A 24,485-nucleotide genomic window follows, 5' to 3' on the forward strand; every position below is an offset into this window, starting at 1 on the left:
CCGCGGCCTTATGGCCGGATCGCGCCGACCGGGTGGCCGGATCGTTTGGGGCTCAACGGCCCCTTCACACCACGCGGGTGGCGCCCGCGAACGGCATCTGGTCGATGGGCGCGAGCCGCACCGGAGCGCTCGGGTTGGGGGCGTGGATCATCTGGCCATGGCCCACGTAGATGCCGACGTGGCTGATGCCCGAGTAGAAGAACACCAGGTCACCGGGGCGCAGCGCGGAGCGTGACACGCGTTCGCCGGCGGCGATCTGGGCGTAGGTGGTGCGGGGGAGCGAGACGCCGGCGGAACGGTAGGCGGCCTGGGTGAGCCCCGAGCAGTCGAAGGCGCCCGGCCCTGTGGCGCCCCAGACGTAAGGGCTGCCGATGGCCTTGTAGGCGTATGCGACGGCGGACGCCGCACGGGTGTTGGGGGCCTTGGCCGCACCGCCGACGGCGGCGTCACGGGCGTCCGAGCGGGTGGCGCGGTCGCCGTCGGGGTGTGCCAGCTCGGCGCGCTGGTCGCCGGTGAGCTGGGAGAGGAGCCGCTTGGCCTCGTCGAGCTTGCCGGTGATCGTCTTCTTCTGCTTCTTCAGCTCCGCCTGGCGCTTGTGGAAGGCGGCGAGGCGGTCGTCCGCCTCGGAGCGCAGCTGGTCGATCTCCTGGAGCTGCTTGTGTATGCCGCTGACGGTCGCCGCCTGGCGGTTGCCCGCCCGCTCGGTGAGCGCGGCGCGGTCGAGGAACTGCTGGGGGTCGGAGGAGAGGGCGAGCTGCACGGTCGGGTCGATGCCGCCGGTGCGGTACTGGGCGGCGGCGTACGAACCGATCTCGTCGCGGGCGGAGTTGAGCTTCTCCGTCCTGCGGGCCGCCTCGTCGCGCAGCACTCCGAGGGACTTCTCGGCCTTCTCGGCCTTCTCCTTCGCGCCGTTGTACTTCTCGGTGGCGATCTCCGCCTCGCGGTAGAGCGAGTCGACCTTGGACTTCACCTCGGCGGGGCTGAGGCGGGGTTCCGCGTGCCCCACGCCGTCGAACGCGGTCGCCGACGCGGCCCCGGCGAGGGCGATGGTGACGGCCGTGCGAGCGGTGTTTCCGCTGAGCGAGCGCTGCTTGGGCTTGCGGTGCGCTGACACGAAGTGGAGCTCCTCACGTGTCCGGCGGCGGCCCGCACAGGGGGAGCGGACCGCCGCCGGTTCCTCGGCGGTGGTGGCCGACTGCCGCCCCGGGTCCGGGCGGCGGTGGGGAGCCGGTCACCTGGTGGAGGACGCTAAACCTGACCGTCACGGCCTGGTGAGGGATTGCGCGGAAGTGGAGGATGTGGACAGCACGGTGACTGAATGTGATCGCGCGAATCGCCCTTGAACACCCACTTCACATGGCTCTATGACCGATGTGACGTTTGTGCCCCGACGGCTCGCCTGGCGGTGATAAGGGACCGGCCGTCCCGGGGAAAACAGGCCCCGGTTAGGCTCCGGCTCATGGACGTACTCATCCATCTCTTCGTCGGCCTGCACATCATCGGCATCGCCTCGCTCCTGGGCGGCTTCCTGACCCAGATGAAGCAGATGGGCCAGGGCACCGCCCGCTTCAGCCCCGCGATGCTGCACGGCGCGCTGACCATGCTCGTCACCGGTGTCGTCCTGGTCGGCCTGAACCAGGCGGACGACAACCCGGTCAACAACCTCAAGATCGGCATCAAGATGGCCGTGCTGATCGTGATCCTCGCGCTGGTCTATGTGAAGCGGGACGAGGAGAAGGTCGACAAGGGGATGTTCGGGGCGGTGGGTCTGCTGACCGTGGCGAACATCTTCATCGCGGTGCTCTGGACCTGAGTTTTCCGCCCTCTACGCGCGCGTGGCCCGCATCCCCTGGAGGATGCGGGCCACGCGCGCGTAGAGGGTGCTTCGCGTAGAGGGTGCTTTTCGGTCGGCCGGGGTTGCACCTTCCGTAGCGGCATGTGGTGCGGTGGACCTGCGCCCCGATCACTGCTTGCCCGATTACTACTTGCCTGATCCCTACGTCCCGATCCCTTGAGGAAAGGCCCCGGCTCATGCGTTCGTCTTTCACGCCGCCCCGCCAGGTCAAGATCGGGGACGCGGCGGCCTTCGTCGGCAGCACGCCACGAGCGATTCGCCACTACCACGAGATCGGTCTGCTCCCCGAGCCCGAGCGGGGCGGCGACGGCCGTCGCCGCTACGGGTACGAGGACATGATCCGCCTGCTGTGGATCCGCAAGACCGCCGACGCCGGGATCGCCCTGGACGACATCCGCGACGCCTTCACCACCGACACCGCCTCTGCCGGGGCGGACGGCGGGGACGGCGGAGACGGCATCGCGGGCGTCCTGGAGCGGCTGGAGGAAACCCTCGCCGAGCAGGAGGCGGAAGTGCGGCGGCAACGGGCCGCCGTGCGGCGGATGCGCACCGAGGGCAGCCGGACGGGCCTGCTCTCCGACTTCGTCACCGCACGCCTCAAGGACCTGCCGGAGGGCTCCCTGCGCCAGGCGGACCTGGACGGTCTGCTGGTCACCGAGCGGATCTTCGGTCCGCTCGGCGCGGCCGTCCAGGCCACCCGCTTCATCGCCCTGGCCACGCATCCCGCTCTGCGGAAGGAATCCGACCGCATCGAGGACGCCGAGGAGGCGCTCGACGACAGCGTCGCCGTCGACGATCCACGGGTGGCTCAAGTGGCCGTCGAGCGGCACGCCTTCGAGAACGCCCTCTACGCCGTCATCGAGGAGTCCGGCCTGGCCGCGGACGACGACGCCCTCTTCGACGCCTGGGACGCCCTGCACCCTGCTACCGCCGCTGACGGCGAGGACGAGGCCGACCTCGGCTCAGGCGGGCGGCAGGCCGACTCCATGAGCGTCCTCGAAGCCACGGGCAAGATGCCCTACGACTTCTCCCCGGCCCGCCTGCGCTGTATGGAACTGGCCGAAGAACTGTCCGCCCAAGACCCACCCGCACCCTGAGACCTCGCCGATCGGCCCCTTCCGTACTCAGGCCGTACTCAGGCGGGACGCACCACGCTGTGGATCGGCATGTAGTAGATCGACTCGACGCGGACGTTCGCGCCCGGCTTCGGGGCGTGGATCATCTTGCCGTTGCCGATGTAGATCCCGACGTGGCTGATGTCGTCGTAGAAGAAGACCAGGTCGCCCGGCTTGGCGTCGGCCGTCTTCACCGTCGTGCCGACCTTCACCTGGTCCCACGTGGTGCGCGGCAGGGAGATCCCGGCGGCCTTCCACGCGTCCTGGGTGAGCCCGGAGCAGTCGTAGGAGTCGGGGCCCGTCGCGCCCCAGACGTACGGCTTGCCGATCTGGGCCTCGGCGAAGTCGATCACCTTCGCGGCCTTGGTGGCGTAGCTGCCGTCCGTGCTCCCCGAGCCCGAACCGGTGCCCGAGCCCGATCCGGAGCCGGAACCCGAGCCGGAACCGGAGTCCTGGCCCCCGTCCTTCTCCTTCTGCTTCTCCTTCTGGGCCGCCTCTTCCGCCTTGCGCTCGCGCTCCGCCTCGGCGGCCTGCTTGCGGGCCAGCTCCTCGGCCTTGCGCTTGGCCTCCTGCTCCTTCTTTCGCTCGATCGACGCGAGCCTGGCCTTCTCCTCCGCGGTCAGCTCCGACAGGAGCTTGCGGGCCTCGCCCAGCTTCTTCTGGACGGTCCGCTTGCTCGTCCTGAGGTCGTCCCGCGAGTCGGTCAGCGTCTTGAGGCTCTTCGCCGCCTTCGTGCGCTGCTTCGTCGCCGAGACCTGCTCGGTCTGGTAGTCGTCGACCGCCTTCTTCTGGCGCTCGGTGAGCCGGTCCGACAGGTGGTTCTGGTCGAAGTAGCCCTGCGGATCGTTGGCGAGCATCATCGTCGCCGTCTCGGAGACGGCGCCGGTGCGGTACTGCGCGGCGGCGAAGGAGCCGAGCTCCTGGCGGGCCTCGTTCAGCTTCTCGGTGCGCTTGGCCACGTCGTCCAGGAGATGGTCGACCTTCTTGCGCTGCTTGCCGGTCTTCTCCTTGGCCGAGTTGTACTTCTGGGTGGCCACGCCCGCCTGGTGGTAGAGGTCGTCGACCTTCTTCTGCACTTCTTCGAGGCTGGGCTTCGTCGGCGCTGAGGGGGCCGCCTGCGCGCTCTGCGACAGGAGTGCCACCGAGGTGAGGGCGGCCGTGGTGATGCCGATGGCGGGGGCCGTGCGTTTACCGGCTGCCCGGGTCCGCGGCTTGCGGTGCGACGCCAAGAGAGGCGACTCCTTCCGTAGACCGCCTACCGGGTTAGCTGTCGGGTTCGGGCGGACGATCCGGAAGGTTGCCCTACGGTCCCGTACGTCGTGCTTCGTACGGGGCCGATTCACCCCAAGGTCTTGGTGGGTCCCCGGCTCCGACCATGTCGAACTCGGCGGAGGCCACCCGTTCCCGGCGGGGTTCGCCGGTGGGGGGACGAGCAGCCCGCGCAGCACGCTAGCCAACTCGTGTGGCCCGTGTGAAGGTTGATGTTCGATATGCCCGATACATTTTCGTGACTTTTCGAAGCGCCCGATGGGGGCATGCCGCGCGAAAGCGGAGCGTGACCGCCCGGGGGCGGGACGTCATCGGGCGGAGGTGGCCGGAACCCGGGGCGGGTTGTCAGTGGGGCCGCCTAGACTCGGGAGGCGATGAGCAGCCTCTTTGATGACAGCTTCCTGGCGGACCTGCAGCCCTCACGGGCCGCGGACGAAGAGCCCCCGCCGCCACCCGAGGACACCGCTCCGGAGCCCGTTCCGGACGATCTGTTCGACGGGAAGTTCGACGCGCCCATGACCCGGGACACGCACTACCGCGGTGGTGCCCCGCGCCCGGTCATCGACCCGGCGACGCTTCTCGACGGTCTCAACGAGAACCAGCGCGCGGCCGTCGTGCACGCGGGCTCCCCGCTGCTCATCGTCGCCGGTGCCGGTTCCGGCAAGACCCGCGTGCTGACCCACCGCATCGCGTACCTCCTCGCCGAGCGCGGCGCCCACCCCGGCCAGATCCTCGCGATCACCTTCACGAACAAGGCCGCGGGCGAGATGAAGGAGCGCGTCGAGCAGCTCGTCGGCCCCCGGGCGAACGCGATGTGGGTGTCGACGTTCCACAGCGCCTGCGTCCGCATCCTGCGCCGCGAGTACAAGAAGCTGGGCTTCACGTCCTCCTTCTCGATCTACGACGCCGCGGACTCCAAGCGTCTGATGGCCCTGGTCTGCCGCGATCTGGACCTCGACCCGAAGAAGTTCCCGCCGAAGTCCTTCAGCGCCAAGATCTCCAACCTGAAGAACGAGCTGATCGACGAGGAGGACTTCGCGGGCCAGGCCGCCGACGGCTTCGAGAAGACCCTCGCCCAGGCCTACGCGATGTACCAGTCCCGCCTCCGCGAGGCGAACGCACTGGACTTCGACGACCTGATCATGACGACGGTCCACCTCCTGCGCGCCTTCCCCGACGTCGCCGAGCACTACAGGCGCCGCTTCCGGCACGTCATGGTCGACGAGTACCAGGACACCAACCACGCGCAGTACGCCTTGGTGCGCGAGCTGGTCGGCCCCTCCGGAGGCGAGGGCGACGACCCCGGCGAGCTCTGTGTGGTGGGTGACGCGGACCAGTCGATCTACGCCTTCCGCGGCGCCACCATCCGCAACATCCTCCAGTTCGAGGAGGACTACACGGACGCGACGACGATCCTCCTGGAGCAGAACTACCGCTCCACGCAGACGATCCTGACCGCCGCGAACGCGGTCATCGAGCGGAACGAGAGCCGCCGCCCGAAGAACCTGTGGACCAACCAGGGCGCGGGCGCGCGCATCACGGGATACGTCGCGGACACCGAGCACGACGAGGCGCAGTTCGTCGCCGACGAGATCGACCGGCTCACCGACGCGGGCGACGCGAAGGCGGGCGACGTCGCGATCTTCTACCGTACGAACGCGCAGTCCCGTGTCTTCGAAGAGATCTTCATCCGCGTCGGCCTGCCCTACAAGGTCGTCGGCGGCGTGCGCTTCTACGAGCGCAAGGAGGTCAGGGACGTCCTCGCGTACCTGCGCGTGCTCGCCAACCCCGAGGACGCGGTGCCGCTGCGGCGCATCCTCAACGTCCCCAAGCGAGGCATCGGCGACCGCGCCGAGGCGATGATCGACGCGCTGTCCCAGCGCGAGAAGATCTCCTTCCCGCAGGCGCTGCGCCGCGTCGACGAGGCGTACGGCATGGCCGCCAGGTCGACCAATGCCGTCAGGCGTTTCAACACGCTGATGGAGGAGCTGCGGACCATCGTCGAGTCCGGCGCGGGCCCGGCGGTCGTCCTGGAGGCCGTGCTCGAACGGACCGGCTATCTCGCCGAGTTGCAGGCGTCCACCGACCCGCAGGACGAGACGCGCATCGAGAACCTCCAGGAACTCGCCGCCGTGGCGCTGGAGTTCGAGCAGGAGAGCGGCCAGGCCGCCGGAGCCACCGAAGCCACCGAAGGCGCGGAGGGCGACGGCGGGGAGAACGCGGCGGACGCGGAGGGTGCCGGGGAGGCGGCCGGTGCCGCGACCACCGGTTCGCTCTCCGACTTCCTGGAGCGCGTCGCCCTGGTCGCCGACTCCGACCAGATCCCGGACGAGGAGGACGACGGCTCCGGAGTCATCACCCTGATGACGCTGCACACCGCCAAGGGCCTCGAATTCCCCGTGGTCTTCCTGACCGGCATGGAAGACGGCGTCTTCCCGCACATGCGCTCGTTGGGGCAGGTCAAGGAGCTGGAGGAGGAGCGGCGCCTGGCGTACGTGGGCATCACGCGCGCGCGTGAGCGGCTCTATCTGACGCGGTCCTCGATGCGCAGCGCCTGGGGCCAGCCCTCGTACAACCCGCCGTCGCGCTTCCTGGAGGAGATCCCGGACACCCACCTGGACTGGAAGCGGACGGGCGCGGTCGGCGCCCCGGCGTCCTCGGGTTCGTCGGGTTCGTCTGGTCCGGCCGGCGGCATCGCCTCGTCGCTGTCCTCGTCGCGGTCGCGCTCCGGGGGCGCGCAGGGGTTCGCCACGCGCCGTGCGACGGAGAAGCCGGTGGTCGCGCTCGCGGTCGGCGACCGGGTCACGCACGACCAGTTCGGCCTCGGGACCGTGGTTGGCGTCAAGGGATCGGGTGCGAACGCCGAGGCGACGGTGGACTTCGGCGAGCCCAAGCCGAAGCGGCTGCTGCTGAGGTACGCGCCGGTGGAGAAGCTCTAGGCCCGGTGGAGAAGCTCTAGGGACTGTCGTGGTCCCGCGGGGTCGGTGGCCCTGCGGGACGGCGGCGCTCGCCGCCTACGTCGGGTCGAGGCCGTGGCTGCGCAGCCACGGCAGCGGGTCGATCGCGGAGCCGCCGCCGGGACGCACCTCGAAGTGCAGGTGCGGTCCTGTGGAGTTGCCCGAGTTGCCGGAGAAGGCGATGGGCTCGCCCGCCTTCACCGGGCCGCTGGAGATCTTGTGCGTGGAGAGGTGGCAGTACCAGGTCTCCGTGCCGTCCTTGGCGGTCACGATCGCCATGTTGCCGTAGGCGCTGTTCCACTTCGTGGAGACGGTGCCGTCGGTCGCGGCGAGCACCTCCGTGCCGTACGACACGGGGAAGTCGATGCCGGAGTGCGCGGACATCCAGTTGACGCCCGCCTGGCCGTAGTACGCGCTCAGGCCGTGCTGCTTCACCGGCAGCGCGAACTTGGGGCGCAGCCGCTCCTTGCGCGCGGCCTCCGCGGCCGCCTTCTTCTCGGCCGCCGCCTTCTGGGCCTTGAGGTCGATGCGCTCCTGCGTGCGGCTCGCGCGGTCCGCGAAGTCGCCCGCGTCGGCGGAGAGGTTCGCCAGCTGGGTGTCCAGCTTGTTGTTGGCGGCGGACGGCTTCACGGACGTGGGGTCCGGGGCCGACGCCGTCGTGTCTTTGCTCTCGTCCCCGCCGAAGCTGCCCACGGACGCGGCGGCGACACCCGCGACGCCCATCACGCAGGCCGACGGCACGGCGACGGTGAAGAGCGCGGAGCGCTTGGCGGGGGAGCGGCGGCGGGTCCTCGAGCGGCCCGTGCCGCCCGCTCCGCGTCCGCCGCGGGGGGAACGGCCCTCGGCCTCGGTGCCCAGGGGCTCCCCGATCGGTTCGAGGTCCTCGTCGTCGGCCTCGTAGGCGGCCGCTTCGGCCTCGTACGCGGCCTCGGTCGCGTAGGGGGTGTCGGCCTCGTACGCGGTGTAGGGGTCGTACGGGTCGTACGCCTCGGCGGGTTCGTACGACTGCGGTTCGTGCGGTGCGGGGGACTCGTAGGTCCCGCCCGCCGAGTTCCACGCGGTCGCGTCGTACGCACCCGTGTCGTACGCACCCGTCTCGAAGGTCTGTGTGTCCCACTGGCCGGTGCTCGACGGCTGGTTCCAGGCGGTGGCGTCCCACTGGCCGCTGGTGTCGGGGCCCGGCTGCGAGGGGATGTCGGCGAGCTGCTGATAGCTGCCCGTCGCCCACATCCCGGTGGTGTCGTAGCTGCCGGTGTCGTACGTGGCCGCGTGGTGCTGCGCCGCGTACGCGTCGTAGTTGAGCGTCTGCTGGGTGCCGGTGGTGGTCGCCCACTGGCCCGTGTCGTACGTGCTCTGGCCGCCGCCGTTCATGTCCCCGAAGAGGGGGTCGGCGGCGAAGCTGCCGGTGTCGAAACTCCCGGTGCTGAAGCTTCCGGTGGCGTAGGCGTCATGCCCCTGGGGAGCGGCATGGTGCTGGTCGTACGTCGCGTAGTGCGCGTGGTCGGCGCCGGGTGCCGAGGGCGGGGGAGTCGAGCTCCCCGACGGGTGACGGTCGTTCACCAACTTCTCTTTCGCCTCGGCAGCAGGGGCAGAGCAGTGCGGCGACTGTACCCGGCGGTATACGGGCGCGACAATCTTCGTCAGGTTTCGTGGTCTCAGGAAACGGGCATTCGGCCGTCTTTCGGTGGTCTGTGGGCACAGCTTTGGCCCTGCGTTCGATGACCGTTCGACGTTTGGGCGGCGATTTCGGGGTCAGGCGACCGTCAGCCCGCCGGGCGCGCCCTTGGCGTCGGTTCCCGGACGTGCCAGGTCCAGCGCCTGGATGATGCCGTTGGCGACTGCGGGGTGCACCGGGAGTGCCAGGTGACCGATGCCGGTGACGCGGACGTTCTGCGCGGTCAGGTCGGGGTGGTCGACGCAGGCCGTCTCCAACGGGGCCATCAGCTGGTCGAGGTCGCTCCAGAAACTCACGAAGTGCGTGCGGCAGCCCGGCGCCGGTTCCTTCAGTTCCTCGATCACCGCTGAGCCCGGGCGCATCTGCCGGACGATCGGGTGCGCGTCGGCGAGGGGCACGACGCGGGTGCCCGTGTGCGGCGTGCCGAGGGTGACCAGCGTGCGTACGCGGACGTCGCCGCCGAGGCGCTGCGCGTAGTAGCGGGCGATCAGGCCGCCGAGGCTGTGCCCCACGACGTCGACCCTGGCGTGGCCCGTGCGCTCGCAGAGCTCCTCTATATGGCGGCCCAGCAACTCGGCCGCGGTGCGGACGTCGCACGTGAGCGGCGAGTAGTTGAGGGACTCCACGCGGCGGCCGCCGTGTTGGGCCAGGGCGCGGCGCAGCAGCACGAAGACGGAGCGGTTGTCGATGAAGCCGTGCAGGAGGAGCACCGGGGGCCTGGCGTCCGGAGGGAGGCGGGGGGCGTCCGGGGGCGGCTGGAGCGGGGTCGCCCTGCGTTCCTGGGCGATGCCCGAGGGATAGAGGAGGAGGTGTCCCGCGAGGATCGTCAGTTCCAGGGCGGTCGCCTTGAGGAGGGCCAGGGAGGTGCGTTCCGTTCTGGCCTTCGTCTGGGCGCGGGAGCGCGTCAGGAGGGAGAGGGGCGGGAGTTTCGGCAGCAGCCAGCCGAGCTGGCTGATCGTGCTGAGTGGGCGAAAGGGGTGGACCCCTGTCATCGGCATCGTCGACCTCCCGATTGGCGCACGGGAGGACGGCTCTGTCCCCCGTGTGCCCTAGGGGGAGTCGTGGGCGAGGAGCCGGCTGTGCGGAGGGGGCTTCTCCGTGCCCCCGTGCGGTGGCGCGCTGCGCCCCGAGCGGTGCGCTCCTTGCCCCCGTGCATCGCCGATGCGCCGGACCACCACACCGTGCGGCTGCCGGTGTGGTGGTCCGGCGATCTCGTCGCGGCTCCCCTCGCGCCTGGTCCGGTCCGGATGCGGAGCGTGAACTCCCGGGTGACGGAGCGACGCGCAGCGAACGTGTCCCAACGTGTGATTTCCCCCTCGCTCTCCACCGTGAAACTGCCGGGTGCGCGATGCTGGGGATAACGTTCGTTCACTTGCCCCGCCGTTCGTGCGGTGTGGGGACATGGAGGCAGTGATGGGTGTGGCAGCCGGTCCGATCCGCGTTGTGGTCGCCAAGCCGGGGCTCGACGGGCACGATCGTGGGGCCAAGGTGATCGCGCGGGCGTTGCGGGACGCCGGTATGGAGGTCATCTACACCGGGCTGCACCAGACGCCCGAGCAGGTGGTGGACACCGCCATCCAGGAGGACGCCGACGCGATCGGTCTCTCCATCCTCTCCGGAGCGCACAACACGTTGTTCGCGCGCGTCATCGAGCTGCTCAAGGAGCGGGACGCGGAGGACATCAAGGTGTTCGGGGGCGGGATCATCCCGGAGGCGGACATCGCGCCGCTGAAGGAGAAGGGCGTCGCCGAGATCTTCACGCCCGGGGCTACGACGACGTCGATCGTCGAGTGGGTCCGGGCCAACGTGCGGCAGACCGCCGGGGCGTAGGGCGTAGGGCGTAGGGCGTAGGGCGTACGGCGCGGTCAGGGGGTCAGCTCCGTGGTGATCGCGGCTCTCAGGCGGAGCGTGGTCACCAGGCGTTGGAAGGCTTCCGACCAGTAGCCGCCCGCGCCGGGCGAGGCGTTCTCCGATTCGTCGGGGACGGCCGTGAGGGCCTCCAGGCGTACGGCCTCCGCGGGGTCCAGGCAGCGTTCCGCCAGGCCCATCACCCCGCTGAAGCTCCAGGGGTAACTGCCCGCGTCCCGGGCGATGTTCAGGGCGTCGACCACCGCGCGGCCCAGCGGCTCCGCCCAGGGGACCGCGCAGACGCCGAGGAGCTGGAAGGCTTCCGAGAGGCCGTGCGCGGCGATGAAACCCGCCACCCAGTCGGCGCGTTCCCGCGGGGGAAGGGACGCCAGGAGCTTGGCGCGTTCGGCCAGGGAGACCGCTCCTGGGCCCGCGGCGTCAGGGGACGCGGGAGTGCCGAGCAGCGCCCTGGACCACGCCGCGTCCCGCTGTCGTACGGCCGCCCTGCACCATGCCGCGTGCAGTTCGCCGCGCCAGTCGTCGGCCACCGGGAGCGCCACTATCTCGGTGGGCGTGCGGTTGCCCAGGCGGCCCTGCCAGCTGTTGAGCGGGGCCGAGTCCACCAACTGGCCCAGCCACCAGGAGCGTTCGCCACGGCCGGTGGGGGGCTTGGCGACGACGCCGTCCCTTTCCATGGCCGCGTCGCACTCGTGCGGGGCCTCCACGGTCAGTGTCGGCGTGCTCGCCACGTGGTCCACGGCCACGCAGGAGGCCGCACGGGCCGCCATCCGCGCGGCCAGGGCCGATGCGGGGAGCGCGGAGAGCAGTTCGGCGGCCGTGGCGCGGACGTTGCGGCTGCGGTCGGTGAGGGCCTCCTCAAGGAAGGGCTCGTCCGCTTCGCAGAGGCCCGTGCGGAGGGTGTCGAGGAACATCAGGCGGTCCTCCGCGCGCTCCGTCTGCCAGGTGGTGGACAGCAGGGCGCGGGCCGCTTGCGCGTCGTGCTCCCTGAGGGTGGTGAGCAGGGCGACCCGCTCGGCGAACAGGCCCTCCTCCCACAGTTGTTGAACCTGCGCCGTGTCCGTGGGGTCCGGGAGCGCCATGCCGCCGCCCGGGGTGGAGCGCAGCGCGAACTTCCAGTCCGGGTTGAGGCGGGCCAGCCACAGGGCCCGGGGGCCCGCGAAGGTCAGTGCCTGGGGGCGCAGGTCCGTGCGTCCGCGTGCCGCGTTGAGCAGGGCGGGCAGCAGTTCGGGCGGCGCCCCGTAGCCCCGCGCGTTCGCCAGGGAGAGCCACTGGGGCAGGAGTTCCATCAGGTCCGGTGCCGCGCCCCTTCTGCCGCTGCCGCCGGAGCCCGGCTGGTCGGTGAGGAGCGTCGCGAGGCGTTGCCTCGCCGCGGGAGGCAACGGTGGCCTCGGGTCGTCGGCGGCGGGCTGGGGCGGTGCGGCCGCCGGGGCGGGGCGCAGACCGGCCCTGCGGCGTACGGTCTGTGCCGCCGCCTGGTCGAGGAGCGTGAGCGGTGCCTCCTTGCCGGGTGTGGAGAGCGCGCGGCGGTCCGTGCCGAGGAGGGCCGTGGTGACGAGCTCCTCCCAGGGCGTGAGCGCGGGCATCCTTGCCTCCTGAGGTGTCAGCACAGCGGGATCGTTCCTTCCGCGTCCTTCGGCCAGGCCGCCAGCGGGGTGAAGCCGCGGTGGCCGCACTCCCCGAACACCGTGAGCGGTGCGCCGCCGGACAGCGCCACCAGGCGCCACAGGCCCGGTCGGGACGCGGCCGACGGGGAGAGGGGGAGCGCCAAGTCCTCTTCAGGGTCCGTCAGTTGCCAGCCGTCCGTGGACTGGGTCGGGGTGACGTCGGCCAGGGTCACGGGGTGCGACTCCAGCCAGGGGTCCTTTCGCAGGGCCTCTCCGTAGTGGGCCGTCGCCTCGGACACGCGGACGCCCGGTGGGCGCAGCGGTGTGGGGGCCGGGGCGGTGAACTGCTCGCCGAGGTCCGCGCGGAGCCGGATCCCGCCCGGGTACCACGACAGTGCGGCGTCGAGGGCCAGGCCCACCGGCAGCGCGAGCGACGGGGCCCGGCCCGCCGCCCCGTAGGAGAGAAGCAGTGCCGTGCGGCCCGATTCCGTGCCGTACATCCATATGCGGCGCGTGGTGAGCTTGCTGTCCGCCGTGTCGTACTGCGCGAGCACCAGCCAGTGGTCCCGCAGGGGCGGCCCCTGGGGCTGGGCGGGCAGGCCGACGCGGGAGCGGACCGTGGCGGCCAGCTCGTCCGGCAGCTCTTCGCGGTGCAGCCAGCCCTGGTCGAGGAGGTGCAGGAGCGCGCACTCCTCAAGGAGACGGACCGGCCAGCCGTGGCCCGAGGACGGGATCGCCCCCAATTCGCGCACGCGCGCGGCCAGTCCGGGAGCCTGCGCGTCGACCATGCGGGCGGCTGTCTCCTCCCACAGGCCGTACCCCGTCTGCTCGGCCGCCGCCGTGCCGCCGCGCAGCAGGTCGGACAGGCGCTGCTCCAGCTCCGTCACGCCCGCAGTGATCCGCTCGGCCCGCTTCTCCGCGCGGCGGTGTGCCGCTTCGGGGTCGGCGGGGGTGGACGATGGGGGCGAACTCCGCTTCTCCGCCGTTCTCTTACGGCGCGTCGCCAGCCACTCCTCCGCCCAGGCCGGAGGCTCGCCCTCCGGCACCGTGCCGTCCTGGCCCGCCCAGACGAGCAACAGTCCGAGCGCGTGCTTGCACGGGAACTTGCGGCTCGGACAACTGCATTTGTACGCCGGGCCGGCCGCCTCTCCCGCGCACGTGATGTCGACGACCGTCTGATACGGCTTGCTGCCACTGCCCTTGCACAGGCCCCACACCGTCCCCTCGCCAGAACTGCCCGCCTCCGACCATGGTCCTGCGACACCGAGTTTGCTGCCCGCCTTGCGTGACGGGGCATCAGGAGCCAGTGCCAGCACCTGATCCGCCGTCCAGCGCACCCCCTGCTGAGTCATGTCTCGAAGGTAGGTGCCGCCACTGACAATCGACCGGGAAGCGGTCATCGGTGCAGGTCAGAGGCTTGCTCGGGGCGATTGTCAGTGGCGTGGTGCACGGTGGAGACACATCCGGGCCAGATGCGTCCGGACGAGCTGGAGGGGGATCGCTCCATGACCGTTTCCGTCGACTCGACGACGTCCGCGACCGCGAACGGGCCCGTGCCCGCGACTGATTCCGTGACTGATTCCGCGAGCGGTTCCGTGAGCGGCGCGGAGGTCCTGCGGCCGCATGCCGAGGACGCGTTCGCCGACGAACTCGCCGCGCTCGGCGCGCAGGACGACCGGCCGCGTCCCGCCCGCTGGAAGCTCTCGCCGTGGGCCGTCGCGACGTACCTGCTCGGCGGCACGCTGCCCGACGGGACCGTGATCACACCGAAGTACGTGGGGCCGAGGCGCATCGTCGAGGTCGCCGTCACCACGCTCGCCACCGACCGCGCCCTGCTCCTGCTCGGCGTGCCGGGGACCGCCAAGACCTGGGTGTCCGAGCATCTGGCCGCCGCGGTCAGCGGGGACTCGACCCTGCTCGTGCAGGGCACGGCGGGCACCCCCGAGGAAGCCATCAGGTACGGCTGGAACTACGCGCAGTTGCTCGCGCACGGGCCGAGCCGCGACGCGCTCGTGCCCAGCCCCGTCATGCGCGCCATGTCCGAGGGCATGACGGCGCGGGTCGAGGAGCTGACCCGCATCCCCGCCGACGTGCAGGACACGCTGATCACGATCCTGTCGGAGAAGACCCTGCCGATCCCGGAGCTCGGGCAGGAGGTGCAGGGCGTGCGCGGCTTCAACCTCATCGCCACCGCCAACGACAGGGACCGCGGCGTCAACGACCTGTCGAGCGCGCTGCGCCGCCGGTTCAACACCGTCGTCCTGCCGCTGCCGGAGAGCGCGGACGCCGAGGTCGACATCGTCGCGCGCCGCGTCGACCAGCTCGGCACGTCACTCGAACTGCCCACAGGGCCTGAGGGGTTCGACGAGATCCGGCGCGTCGTCACCGTCTTCCGCGAGCTGCGCGACGGCGTCACCACCGATGGGCGTACGAAGGTGAAATCGCCCAGCGGCACGCTGTCGACCGCCGAGGCCATCTCCGTCGTCACCAACGGCCTCGCGCTCGCGGCCCACTTCGGGGACGGCGTGCTGCGCCCCGGTGACGTCGCGGCGGGCATCCTCGGCGCCGTCGTGCGCGACCCGGCGGCGGACCGCGTGATCTGGCAGGAGTACCTCGAAGCGGTCGTGCGCGAGCGCGACGGGTGGAAGGACTTCTACCGTGCCTGCCGCGAGGTGAGCGCGTGACGACGGCACGGGAGCCGCTGCTGCTCGGGGTGCGGCACCACGGTCCGGGATCCGCGCGTGCGGTGCGGGCCGCGCTCGAGGAGGGGCGGCCCGGGGTCGTCCTGGTCGAGGGGCCGCCCGAGGCCGACGCCCTGGTGGCGCTCGCCGCCGACGAGGGGATGCGGCCGCCGGTCGCGCTGCTCGCGCACGTGGTGGACGAGCCCGGCCGTTCGGCGTTCTGGCCGCTCGCGGAGTTCTCTCCGGAGTGGGTGGCCATCCAGTGGGCGCTCGGCCAGGGCGTGCCGGTGCGGTTCATCGACCTCCCCGCGGCGCACTCGCTCGCCCTGCGCGCCGAGGAGCGGAGCGAGGACGAGAGCAAGGGGGAGGGCGAGCCCGAAGGCGAAGGTGAGGGTGAGGGTGAGGGTGAGGCCGAAGGCGAGGGGGGAGCGGAGGGTGGCCGGGATGATGTGCGGATCGATCCCCTCGCCGTGCTCGCCGAGACCGCCGGGTACGACGACCCCGAGCGCTGGTGGGAGGACGTCGTCGAGCACCGGGGACCCGGCGACGACGCGTTCGCACCGTTCGAGGCGCTCGGCGACGCCATGACGGCGCTGCGCGAGGAGTACGGGGACGGCGGGCACGCGCGCGACCTGACGCGCGAGGCCTACATGCGCATCCAAGTGCGCGCGGCGCAGAAGGAGTTCGGGGCGGGCGGGGTGGCCGTGGTGTGCGGCGCCTGGCACGTTCCCGCGCTGCGGCGGAAGGTCACGGTGACCGCCGACCGCGCGCTGCTCAAGGGCCTGCCCAAGGTGAAGGCCGAGATGACGTGGGTGCCCTGGACGCACCGCAGGCTCTCCCGCACCAGTGGGTACGGCGCGGGAATCACGTCACCCGGCTGGTACGGCCACCTGTTCGGCGCCCCCGACCGGCCCGTCGAGCGCTGGATGACGAAGGTCGCGGGGCTGCTGCGCGCCGAGGACAGGCCGGTGTCGTCCGCGCACGTCATCGAGGCGGTGCGGCTCGCCGACACGCTCGCCGCGATGCGGGGGCGGCCGCTGGCGGGGCTCACCGAGGCGACCGATGCCGTACGGGCGGTGATGTGCGAGGGCTCCGACGTGCCGCTCGGGCTCGTGCACGACAGGCTCGTCGTCGGGGACGTCCTGGGGGAGGTGCCCGACGCGGCGCCCGCGGTGCCGTTGCAGCGCGACCTCACCCGGATACAGCGCAGGCTGCGCCTCAAACCGGAGGCGCTGGAGCGGCAGTTGGAGCTCGACCTGCGCAAGGAGACCGACGCCGCGCGCAGCACCCTGCTGCACCGGCTCAGGCTGCTCGGCATCGGCTGGGGCGATCCGGCCGCGTCCCGGGGGAGTACGGGCACGTTCCGGGAGACCTGGCGACTGCGCTGGGATCCTGAGCTGTCCGTGCGGGTCGCGGAGGCGGGGGTGTGGGGGACCACGGTGCTCGGCGCGGCCACGGGCAGGGCGTCGGCCGACGCGGTCGAGGCGGTCGCCCTCGCCGATGTCACCTCCCTCGCGGAGCGGTGTCTGCTCGCCGAGCTGCCGGACGCGCTGCCCGTGGTGATGCGGGTGCTCGCGGACCGGGCGGCGCTGGACACGGACGTTGGCCACCTCGCACAGGCGCTGCCCGCGCTGGTGCGGTCCCTTCGGTACGGGGATGTTCGGGGGACCGGCACGGAGGCGCTCGGCGAGGTCGCCCTCGGGCTCGCCGAGCGGGTCTTCGTCGGGTTGCCGCCTGCGTGCGCGGGGCTCGACGCGGACGCGGCACTGGCCATGCGGGGGCATGTCGACGTGGTGCACCAAGCGGTCGGGCTGCTGGGCGAGCTGGCGTCGTCGTCGGCTACGGGCGACGCCCAGGACGTCCGCGTCCGGTGGTACTCCGTGCTGCGGAAGCTCGCTGGGCGGGAGGCCGTCGCCGGAGTCGTACGCGGGCGGAGTGTGCGGTTGCTCCTGGACGGCGGGGAGTTGGGGGACGAGGACGTCGCCCGGCTCATGGGGCTCGCGCTCTCCCGGGGAAGCGCGCCCGCCGAGGGCGCCGCCTGGATCGAGGGGTTCGTCGGGGGCGCGTCCGGCGGCGGGATGCTGCTCGTGCACGACGAGCGGCTGCTCGGACTGGTCGACGACTGGCTGAGCGGGGTCTCCGGCGACGCGTTCACCGACGTACTGCCACTGCTGCGGCGCACGTTCTCGGCGTACGAGCCAGGGGTGCGGCGGACGTTGGGGGAGCTGGTGCGGCGTGGTCCCGGCGGGGGGTCGTCCGGCGCGGTGGCCACGGTCGCGGGAGGGATACCCGGGTTCGATCCGGAGATCGACGCGGTGCGGGCGGATGCGGTGCTGGCGGTTGTGGAGTTGCTGCTTGGGGCTGGGGCTGGGGCTGGGGCTGGGGCTGGGGCCGGGACGGGGTCCGGGGCCGGTGCGGGTGATCACAACGACCTTGTGGGGGTGGGCCGATGAGCGGGGCTACGGATGAGCGGCTGCGGCGGTGGCGGCTCGTGCTCGGTGGGGGTGACGCGGACGGCACGGGGTGCGGGCTCGCCGGGCAGGACGCGGCGATGGACGGGGCGCTCACCGCGTTGTACGGGGGAGGGGACGCCAAGGGAGCCCGGGGGCAGGAGCGTTCGGCGGGGCTCGGGGGATCCGCGCCGTCCGTGGCGCGTTGGCTCGGGGACATCCGGACGTACTTCCCCTCGTCCGTCGTCCAGGTCATGCAGCGCGACGCCATCGACAGGCTCGGGCTCTCCACGCTGCTCCTGGAGCCCGAGATGCTGGAGGCCGTCGACGCGGACGTACACCTGGTGGGGACGCTGCTCTCCCTCAACAAGGCCATGCCGGAGACCACCAAGGAGACCGCGCGGGCCGTCGTGCGCAAGGTCGTCGACGACCTGGAGAAGCGGCTCGCGACGCGGACCCGCTCCACGCTGACCGGTGCCCTCGACCGCAGCGCGCGGGTCAGCAGGCCGCGCCACCACGACATCGACTGGAACCGCACGATCGCGGCCAACCTCAAGAACTACCTGCCGGAGCACGGGACGATCGTCCCCGAGCGCCTGATCGGGTACGGGCGCGCTTCCCAGTCGGTGAAGAAGGAGGTCATCCTCTGCATCGACCAGTCGGGGTCGATGGCCGCGTCCGTCGTCTACGCCTCGGTGTTCGGCGCCGTGCTCGGTTCCATGCGGTCGCTCAACACGCGGCTCGTCGTCTTCGACACGAACGTCGTCGACCTGACCGATCAGCTCGACGATCCGGTGGACGTCCTGTGCGGTACGCAGCTGGGCGGCGGGACCGACATCAACAGGGCGCTCGCGTACTGCCAGTCGCAGATCACCCGGCCCGCGGACACGGTCGTCGTCCTGATCAGTGATCTCTACGAAGGCGGCATACGCGACGAGATGCTGAAGCGGGTCGCGGCGATGAAGGCGTCCGGGGTGCAGTTCGTGACGCTGCTCGCGCTCTCCGACGAGGGGACGCCCGCGTACGACCGCGAGCACGCGGCGGCGCTCGCCGCGCTCGACGCACCGGCCTTCGCCTGCACGCCTGACCTCTTCCCCGACGTGATGGCCGCGGCGATCGAAAGGCGCCCACTTCCCATACCGGACACGACAGCGGGGAACAGGACATGAACGCGCATCGGTAACAGGGGACTTGCGCGACTGCGGGCGTCCCGTGCGAGGATCGTCGCACCGCACTCGCGGAGCGATACGTTCCGCTCCGCTCCGCCGTGCCGCATGTGCCGCACGTGCACCCGCCCTGACGCGGGCATCCCTTCTGCCGCAGAGGACCCCTCCCGCTGTGACTTCCGCTTCCGCAGCCGCTCCGACCGGTTCCGCCGGGCGCTTCGTGCGCACGGTGGCCGGGCGGCGCGCGCTGCAAGTGGTGCTGTTGCTGGGCGGGTTGCTCGTGCTCGGGTTCCTCTCCGGGGAGCGGGCGCAGGCGGCGGACGGGCCACTGGGCGATGGCTCTGCGCCTCGGCAGGTGCAGCCGCTGCCCCTCAAGCAGGCCGAGCCGGTCGAGCGGGCGGAGCCCGTCGCCCCGGCGGTGCGGCACGTTGCCGAGCCGGTCGCCGAGCCGGTCGCCGAGCCCGTTGCCGAGCCCGTCGTGCGTCCTGTCGGTGAGGCCGTGCACGAGGCGGCCGGTGGCCTGCGCGAGGCGCCTTCGCCGTCGGAGCTCTTGCCTCGGCAGCGGCCTCTTCCGGGAACCGGTGACGGTGACGGACGTGGCGGCGGGCCCGAGGCAGAGCCCGCGCCCGCTCCGGACGCCGCGCCGCACGGTGACAGCCCGGCTGCGCACGAGCGCACGCACCGGTCCGAGCGGCCGGTCCGGCCGCAGGTCGGCTTGGCGTACGGAACGGGGAGTTGGCATCCCGGTCCCGGACTCGGCGCCGACGGGGACCGACGCGTCGATCCCCGTCACAGCAAGAGCGAGTACGGCACCGGGCACGAGTCCCCGCCCGCGCCCGCCCATCCCGGCGGCTCCCTCGGCAACGCGTCCGCCGGTGACGGCGGCGTGGCGCGGCACGGCGATCTGCACGCCGCGGTGCTCGACGGCCGTGCGCCGGTCCGGCTCCTCTCCGGGCCCGGGCGCGCCGCGGACTCCGTGCCGACCCGCGACAGACAGCGGGACATTCCCGAATTCCCTGGCTAGGGCAGCCCTTTCCCCGCGATGACCTGCCGCGCGGGGGCGGAACAGGTCTGCCCTCCGGTTCCCCTAGGTCTCCGTACATCTCCGTACGCCTCGGGACCGGATCCACAGCCAGAGCACGAATTCGAAGGATCTGACGCAAGCATGAACAAGAACATCCGCCGTTCCCTCGTCATAGCCGCCGGTGTCACGAGCGCGTGGGCGCTCGGTTCGGCCGTCGCCAGCGCGGACGAGCTGCCCCAGCACTCCATCGCGGTGCCGGACCAGGCGTCCGACGCGGTCGCCGACGTCCAGGGCAAGACCACCGACGTCACCGATGTCACCGACGGCTCCGCCGTGGGCCAGGTCAAGAAGGTCGCGACCGGTGCCGCCGCCAAGGTGAAGTCCGTCGACACCGCACCCACCGTCGACACCGACCAGGTCAAGGACAAGCTCCCCACCCAGGACAAGCTCCCGACCCAGGACAAGCTCCCGGCCCCGGACAGGCTCCCGGCCCCGGACACGCTGCCCACCCAGGACGACGTCCAGGTCCCCGACGTCCAGGCCCCCGACACGGACATCGACTACCTCTTCGGTCCCCTCTCGGCCTTCGCCCCGGACCTGGAGGGCGCCGTGTCCCCGGCCGTCGACCAGACCTCGGCCTCCGTCCTGCCCCCCGTCGCCGCCACCGCCGTCGACGGCGTCGTGCCGGTCGCCGAGCAGGCCGTGGGTGACGTGTCGTACCTGGCGCAGGACGTGACCCGCACCGTCACCCCCGACGCCGGGGCCCTCGCGGGCAACGCCGTCACCGGTGTGCGGGGTGTGACCGGCGACATCACGCCGGGTTACGTGTACACCGGCTGATCGCGGGAGCAACTGGAGCAAACGGGCGGCCCCTGGCGCAGCAGGGGCCGCCCCCGGCCCGCGGGGCGGGTGATCTGTGACAGTCATCACCGCCCAAATGTGATCTGCGATTTAGGGACCTACGGCCCGCGGCGATAACCTGCGAGACGGACATGCCGCGTACCGGACTCCGTCCTACGCCTCCCTTGTGACAGCGCAGTCACGTTGCCCTCCGCGGCACGCCCACGCAGACAGCTGACACCAAAGCAGCGAGATCGCAGCGAGATCACGGAAAAGGGACGGACGCGCGTGGACCTGTTCGAGTACCAGGCGAGGGACCTCTTCGCCAAGCACGGTGTACCGGTGCTGGCCGGTGAAGTCATCGACACGCCTGAGGCGGCGCGCGAGGCCACCGAACGACTGGGCGGCAAGTCGGTCGTCAAGGCACAGGTGAAGGTCGGTGGCCGCGGCAAGGCCGGTGGCGTGAAGCTGGCCGCCAACCCCGACGAGGCCGTCGCTCGTGCGACGGACATCCTCGGCATGGACATCAAGGGCCACACGGTCCACAAGGTGATGATCGCCGAGCTGTCCCCGGAGATCGAGGCGGAGTACTACGTCTCGTACCTCCTCGACCGCACCAACCGCACCTTCCTCGCCATGGCGTCGGTGCAGGGCGGCATGGACATCGAGGAGGTCGCGGAGAAGACCCCCGAGGCCCTCGCGAAGGTCCCGGTCAACGCCGTCGAGGGCGTGAACATCGAGAAGGCCCGCGAGATCGTGGCCCAGGCGAAGTTCCCGGCCGAGGTGGCCGAGGGCGTCGCCGAGGCGATGGTGACTCTGTGGGACACCTTCGTCGCCGAGGACGCGCTCCTCGTCGAGGTCAACCCGCTGGTGAAGACCAAGGACGGCCGCATCCTGGCCCTGGACGGCAAGGTCTCGCTCGACGAGAACGCCGACTTCCGCCAGCCCGACCACGAGGCTCTTGAGGACAAGGCCGCAGCCAACCCGCTCGAGGCTGCCGCCAAGGCCAAGAACCTCAACTACGTCAAGCTCGACGGCGAGGTCGGCATCATCGGCAACGGCGCCGGTCTGGTCATGTCGACCCTGGACGTCGTCGCGTACGCCGGTGAGAACCACGGTGGCGTGAAGCCCGCCAACTTCCTCGACATCGGTGGCGGCGCCTCCGCCGAGGTCATGGCGAACGGCCTGGAGATCATCCTCGGCGACTCGGACGTCAAGTCCGTCTTCGTCAACGTCTTCGGTGGCATCACCGCGTGCGACGAGGTCGCCAACGGCATCGTGCAGGCCCTCGAGCTGCTCGCCTCGAAGGGCGAGAAGGTCGAGAAGCCGCTGGTCGTGCGCCTCGACGGCAACAACGCGGAGCTGGGTCGCAAGATCCTGAGCGACGCCAACCACCCGCTCGTGCAGCGTGTGGACACCATGGACGGCGCGGCCGACAAGGCCGCCGAGCTCGCGGCCGCGAAGTAAGGGACGAGGGACAGAACAGCCATGGCTATCTTCCTCAACAAGGACAGCAAGGTCATCGTCCAGGGCATGACCGGTGCCACGGGCATGAAGCACACCAAGCTCATGCTGGGTGACGGCACCAACATCGTCGGCGGCGTGAACCCGCGCAAGGCGGGCACGAAGGTCGACTTCGACGGCACCGAGGTACCGGTCTTCGGCTCGGTCAAGGAGGCCATGGAGGCCACGGGCGCCAACGTGTCCGTCCTCTTCGTGCCGCCGGCCTTCTCCAAGGCCGCCGTCGTCGAGGCGATCGACGCCGAGATCCCCCTCGCCGTCGTCATCACCGAGGGCATCGCCGTCCACGACTCCGCCGCCTTCTGGGCGTACGCGAAGTCGAAGGGCAACAAGACCCGCATCATCGGCCCGAACTGCCCCGGTCTCATCACCCCGGGCCAGTCCAACGCCGGCATCATCCCGGGCGACATCACGAAGCCGGGCCGCATCGGCCTGGTCTCGAAGTCCGGCACGCTGACGTACCAGATGATGTACGAGCTCCGTGACATCGGCTTCTCCTCGGCCGTCGGCATCGGTGGCGACCCGGTCATCGGCACGACGCACATCGACGCCCTGGAGGCGTTCGAGGCCGACCCCGACACCGACCTGATCGTCATGATCGGTGAGATCGGCGGCGACGCGGAGGAGCGCGCGGCGGACTACATCAAGGCCAACGTGACGAAGCCGGTCGTCGGCTACGTCGCGGGCTTCACCGCGCCCGAGGGCAAGACCATGGGCCACGCCGGTGCCATCGTCTCCGGCTCCTCCGGCACGGCGCAGGCCAAGAAGGAGGCGCTTGAGGCCGCTGGCGTCAAGGTCGGCAAGACGCCTACCGAGACGGCGAAGCTGGCTCGCGCCATTCTCGCGGGCTGAGCTGGCCCCTGGCCTTTAGCAGTCGAAAGTGGGCCCGCACCTCTTCTTGAGGTGCGGGCCCACTTTTGTTTTCGGCTGCGGGGGTGTGGGGGCTTGGCGCGCAGTTCCCCGCGCCCCTTGCGGAGTTCCCCGCGCCCCTTTGCGCAGTTCCCCGCGCCCCTTAAGGGGCGACCCTCCTGGCCGCCTACCTCGGCTGTGGCTTCAAGCGGGCCTCGTCGTTCGGTAGTTCCGCTCGGAGTTTCTCGCGGAGTTCCGTTTCCTCGTATGAGAGCGGGCCCGGGCCCATGCGGGCCGGGATTCCGCTGATGGCCTTGCCCGGTGCCTGTGGGGGCTCGTAGTGCGTGGGGGCCGTTCTCAGGGTGAGGGCCGTCGCGCCGATGATCAGGGCCGTGAAGGCGATCGCCGTGCGGGTCCAGAAGCGGGCGCGGTGTTCGCTGCCGGTGCGGATGCGTGCGGCCTCGGGCGTGCCCAGTTTCTCCGCGCCGCCCAGTTCGCCGAGGCGCCGGTGCAGCGCGTCGGGCGTGGCCAGGTCGGGCAGGCGTTCGGCGACCGCCTCGCGCGCGTGCAGGAGTCGGTTGGCCGCCGCGGGCGTGCTCGCCTCCGTCTCGGCCGCGGTCTCGGGCAGGTCGAGCCCGACGCCGTCGTAGAGCAGCAGCGTGCGGCGCTGCGCGGGCGGCAGGCTCAGGAGTACGTCGAGGAACGCGCGGTCGGCGGGTTCGGCGGGCGGTGCGTCGGGGTGCCGCTGGCTGGGCCGGAAGCGGTGCCAGGGGGACATCGCGTACTCGTACGCCGCCGCGCGCACCCAGCCCGCGGGGTCACGGTCGACGGCCACCTCGGGCCAGCGCTGCCAGGCCAGTTGGAAGGCCCGCTCCACCGACTCCTGGGCGAGGGTCCTGTGCCCGGTGAGCAGATACGTCTGGCGTACGAGGCCGGGGGCGCAGTGGGTGCAGAGCGCGTCAAACGCCTGGGCGGGGGTGAGGGCGGGCCGATCCGGCTGTGCGGAGCTGACCGGGTCGGGTGACGCGGGGGCCGTCCGCCGGGTTCCGACCGGCGCCGGGCCGCGGTGGGGGAGCTTGCGGGAGCCGCGCGGGGTCGCCTGCGGCTTCGACGCGCGTTGGGCGGTGGGTTCGGGCCGGGTCCGTGATCTGCCGCGGTCGGCGGTGGCGAGGGCGGCGATCTTCAAAGGGCCGGGGCGTACGGGGTTCGGGTGCGCGGAGCCGTGGTGTGGCGTGGAGCCGTGGAGCGGCGCGGAGCCGTTGCGCGAGGTGCCGTTCTTCGGCTTCGGGGATGGCTCCGGGGACGGCTTTTCAGGGGCGGAGGGCCCGTAAGAGGGCGTGGGCTCGGCCGTCCGGCCTACGCCTGCCGGAGGCCGCGCGGACTGTTCGTCCGCGATCGCGTCGAGCAGCTTCGCGTACGCGTCGCGCTTGCGCCCCCGCGGGCTGGTGCGGCCCGTCTCCCACGAGCGCACGGTCTCCCGGGTGACGCCCACCTTCGCGGCGACGTCGGCCTGGCTCAGCGACTTCGCCTCGCGCAGCCTGCGGCGTTCCTTGGGGGACGGCAGAGGCGTGGCAGGGCTCTGGGTCATCGGACTCTCCGCGCGGTGGGCC

Annotated in this window: 18 protein-coding genes and 1 riboswitch; of the genes, 11 read left to right on the forward strand and 7 right to left on the reverse strand. The window is 71.5% G+C overall.

The features are described from left to right. Window positions 1-64: 64 nt before the first annotated feature. The gene (locus tag KY5_RS24840) at window positions 65-1,114 is read right to left on the reverse strand and encodes a C40 family peptidase (RefSeq protein WP_098244301.1); all 1,050 of its coding nucleotides are present in this window, start codon (window positions 1,112-1,114) and stop codon (window positions 65-67) included. A 345-nt stretch (window positions 1,115-1,459) separates the two neighbouring features. On the opposite strand from KY5_RS24840, the gene KY5_RS24845 reads away from it, so the two are divergent. Both KY5_RS24845 and KY5_RS24850 read left to right on the forward strand, forming a co-directional pair. Beyond that, complete coding sequence (locus KY5_RS24845) at window positions 1,460-1,813, forward strand: hypothetical protein (protein ID WP_055543936.1); 354 nt, start codon at window positions 1,460-1,462, stop codon at window positions 1,811-1,813. A 218-nt stretch (window positions 1,814-2,031) separates the two neighbouring features. Next, window positions 2,032-2,952 (forward strand): MerR family transcriptional regulator, encoded by a 921-nt coding sequence (locus KY5_RS24850; protein ID WP_098244302.1) that lies wholly within the window; start codon window positions 2,032-2,034, stop codon window positions 2,950-2,952. 38 nt (window positions 2,953-2,990) lie between these two features. Here the strand turns inward: KY5_RS24850 and KY5_RS24855 are convergent, their stop codons facing one another. After that, on the reverse strand, window positions 2,991-4,199 hold the full coding sequence (locus tag KY5_RS24855; RefSeq protein ID WP_098244303.1) for a C40 family peptidase: 1,209 nt from the start codon (window positions 4,197-4,199) through the stop codon (window positions 2,991-2,993). 7 nt (window positions 4,200-4,206) lie between these two features. Next, window positions 4,207-4,370, reverse strand: a riboswitch (cyclic di-AMP (ydaO/yuaA leader). 243 nt (window positions 4,371-4,613) lie between these two features. On the opposite strand from KY5_RS24855, the gene KY5_RS24860 reads away from it, so the two are divergent. Continuing rightward, window positions 4,614-7,178, forward strand: a complete 2,565-nt coding sequence (locus tag KY5_RS24860) for an ATP-dependent DNA helicase (protein ID WP_098244304.1) — start codon at window positions 4,614-4,616, stop codon at window positions 7,176-7,178. 75 nt (window positions 7,179-7,253) lie between these two features. Here the strand turns inward: KY5_RS24860 and KY5_RS24865 are convergent, their stop codons facing one another. After that, complete coding sequence (locus tag KY5_RS24865; protein ID WP_098244305.1) at window positions 7,254-8,756, reverse strand: M23 family metallopeptidase; 1,503 nt, start codon at window positions 8,754-8,756, stop codon at window positions 7,254-7,256. A gap of 192 nt (window positions 8,757-8,948) precedes the next feature. Further along, window positions 8,949-9,863: an alpha/beta fold hydrolase gene (locus KY5_RS24870; RefSeq protein ID WP_199843624.1), complete on the reverse strand. Its 915-nt coding sequence runs from the start codon at window positions 9,861-9,863 to the stop codon at window positions 8,949-8,951. A gap of 421 nt (window positions 9,864-10,284) precedes the next feature. Here KY5_RS24870 and KY5_RS24875 point away from each other — a divergent pair, with 421 nt between their 5' ends. Further along, window positions 10,285-10,701 carry a cobalamin B12-binding domain-containing protein gene (locus tag KY5_RS24875; protein WP_098244307.1) on the forward strand — a complete coding sequence of 139 codons (417 nt, stop codon included), beginning with the start codon at window positions 10,285-10,287 and terminating at the stop codon, window positions 10,699-10,701. 35 nt (window positions 10,702-10,736) lie between these two features. Here the strand turns inward: KY5_RS24875 and KY5_RS24880 are convergent, their stop codons facing one another. Together KY5_RS24880 and KY5_RS24885 are read right to left on the reverse strand one after the other, a co-directional pair. Further along, a complete protein-coding gene (locus tag KY5_RS24880) occupies window positions 10,737-12,323 on the reverse strand; it encodes a DUF5691 domain-containing protein (protein ID WP_098244308.1) in 1,587 nt (528 codons plus the stop codon). Between the two features lie 17 nt (window positions 12,324-12,340). Beyond that, on the reverse strand, window positions 12,341-13,696 hold the full coding sequence (locus tag KY5_RS24885) for an SWIM zinc finger family protein (protein WP_098244309.1): 1,356 nt from the start codon (window positions 13,694-13,696) through the stop codon (window positions 12,341-12,343). A gap of 153 nt (window positions 13,697-13,849) precedes the next feature. Here KY5_RS24885 and KY5_RS24890 point away from each other — a divergent pair, with 153 nt between their 5' ends. The 7 genes from KY5_RS24890 to sucD all read left to right on the forward strand — a co-directional run bounded on the left by KY5_RS24890 (window position 13,850) and on the right by sucD (window position 22,878). After that, window positions 13,850-15,028 (forward strand): ATP-binding protein, encoded by a 1,179-nt coding sequence (locus KY5_RS24890; RefSeq protein WP_199843212.1) that lies wholly within the window; start codon window positions 13,850-13,852, stop codon window positions 15,026-15,028. Further along, complete coding sequence (locus tag KY5_RS24895) at window positions 15,025-17,478, forward strand: DUF5682 family protein (RefSeq protein ID WP_234362846.1); 2,454 nt, start codon at window positions 15,025-15,027, stop codon at window positions 17,476-17,478. Before KY5_RS24890 ends, KY5_RS24895 begins: the two co-directional genes overlap by 4 nt. Next, on the forward strand, window positions 17,475-18,644 hold the full coding sequence (locus tag KY5_RS24900) for a VWA domain-containing protein (protein ID WP_098244310.1): 1,170 nt from the start codon (window positions 17,475-17,477) through the stop codon (window positions 18,642-18,644). The genes KY5_RS24895 and KY5_RS24900 overlap by 4 nt, the downstream gene beginning before the upstream one ends. 169 nt (window positions 18,645-18,813) lie before the next feature. Continuing rightward, window positions 18,814-19,665 (forward strand): hypothetical protein, encoded by an 852-nt coding sequence (locus KY5_RS24905; RefSeq protein WP_098244311.1) that lies wholly within the window; start codon window positions 18,814-18,816, stop codon window positions 19,663-19,665. Window positions 19,666-19,806: 141 nt separating this feature from the next. Then, window positions 19,807-20,505 carry a hypothetical protein gene (locus tag KY5_RS24910; RefSeq protein WP_098244312.1) on the forward strand — a complete coding sequence of 233 codons (699 nt, stop codon included), beginning with the start codon at window positions 19,807-19,809 and terminating at the stop codon, window positions 20,503-20,505. Between the two features lie 288 nt (window positions 20,506-20,793). Continuing rightward, on the forward strand, window positions 20,794-21,972 hold the full coding sequence (gene sucC / locus KY5_RS24915) for an ADP-forming succinate--CoA ligase subunit beta (protein WP_098244313.1): 1,179 nt from the start codon (window positions 20,794-20,796) through the stop codon (window positions 21,970-21,972). A 21-nt stretch (window positions 21,973-21,993) separates the two neighbouring features. Beyond that, on the forward strand, window positions 21,994-22,878 hold the full coding sequence (sucD, locus tag KY5_RS24920; RefSeq protein WP_055552078.1) for a succinate--CoA ligase subunit alpha: 885 nt from the start codon (window positions 21,994-21,996) through the stop codon (window positions 22,876-22,878). A 184-nt stretch (window positions 22,879-23,062) separates the two neighbouring features. Here the strand turns inward: sucD and KY5_RS24925 are convergent, their stop codons facing one another. Next, window positions 23,063-24,463: a sigma factor-like helix-turn-helix DNA-binding protein gene (locus KY5_RS24925; RefSeq protein WP_098244314.1), complete on the reverse strand. Its 1,401-nt coding sequence runs from the start codon at window positions 24,461-24,463 to the stop codon at window positions 23,063-23,065. Window positions 24,464-24,485 lie beyond the last annotated feature (22 nt).

Source organism: Streptomyces formicae, from assembly GCF_002556545.1.
Lineage (GTDB): Bacteria > Actinomycetota > Actinomycetes > Streptomycetales > Streptomycetaceae > Streptomyces > Streptomyces formicae_A.

Excerpts from the sequence above, each read along its gene's own strand:
- KY5_RS24890 (WP_199843212.1), top strand. The coding sequence starts at position 13,850 with ATGACCGTTTCCGTCGACTCGACGACGTCCGCGACCGCGAACGGGCCC.
- sucD (WP_055552078.1), top strand. The coding sequence starts at position 21,994 with ATGGCTATCTTCCTCAACAAGGACAGCAAGGTCATCGTCCAGGGCATG.
- KY5_RS24845 (WP_055543936.1), top strand. The coding sequence starts at position 1,460 with ATGGACGTACTCATCCATCTCTTCGTCGGCCTGCACATCATCGGCATC.
- KY5_RS24885 (WP_098244309.1), bottom strand. The coding sequence starts at position 13,696 with ATGACTCAGCAGGGGGTGCGCTGGACGGCGGATCAGGTGCTGGCACTG.
- KY5_RS24875 (WP_098244307.1), top strand. The coding sequence starts at position 10,285 with ATGGGTGTGGCAGCCGGTCCGATCCGCGTTGTGGTCGCCAAGCCGGGG.
- KY5_RS24910 (WP_098244312.1), top strand. The coding sequence starts at position 19,807 with ATGAACAAGAACATCCGCCGTTCCCTCGTCATAGCCGCCGGTGTCACG.
- KY5_RS24850 (WP_098244302.1), top strand. The coding sequence starts at position 2,032 with ATGCGTTCGTCTTTCACGCCGCCCCGCCAGGTCAAGATCGGGGACGCG.
- KY5_RS24870 (WP_199843624.1), bottom strand. The coding sequence starts at position 9,863 with ATGACAGGGGTCCACCCCTTTCGCCCACTCAGCACGATCAGCCAGCTC.
- KY5_RS24860 (WP_098244304.1), top strand. The coding sequence starts at position 4,614 with ATGAGCAGCCTCTTTGATGACAGCTTCCTGGCGGACCTGCAGCCCTCA.
- KY5_RS24880 (WP_098244308.1), bottom strand. The coding sequence starts at position 12,323 with ATGCCCGCGCTCACGCCCTGGGAGGAGCTCGTCACCACGGCCCTCCTC.
- KY5_RS24900 (WP_098244310.1), top strand. The coding sequence starts at position 17,475 with ATGAGCGGGGCTACGGATGAGCGGCTGCGGCGGTGGCGGCTCGTGCTC.
- KY5_RS24925 (WP_098244314.1), bottom strand. The coding sequence starts at position 24,463 with ATGACCCAGAGCCCTGCCACGCCTCTGCCGTCCCCCAAGGAACGCCGC.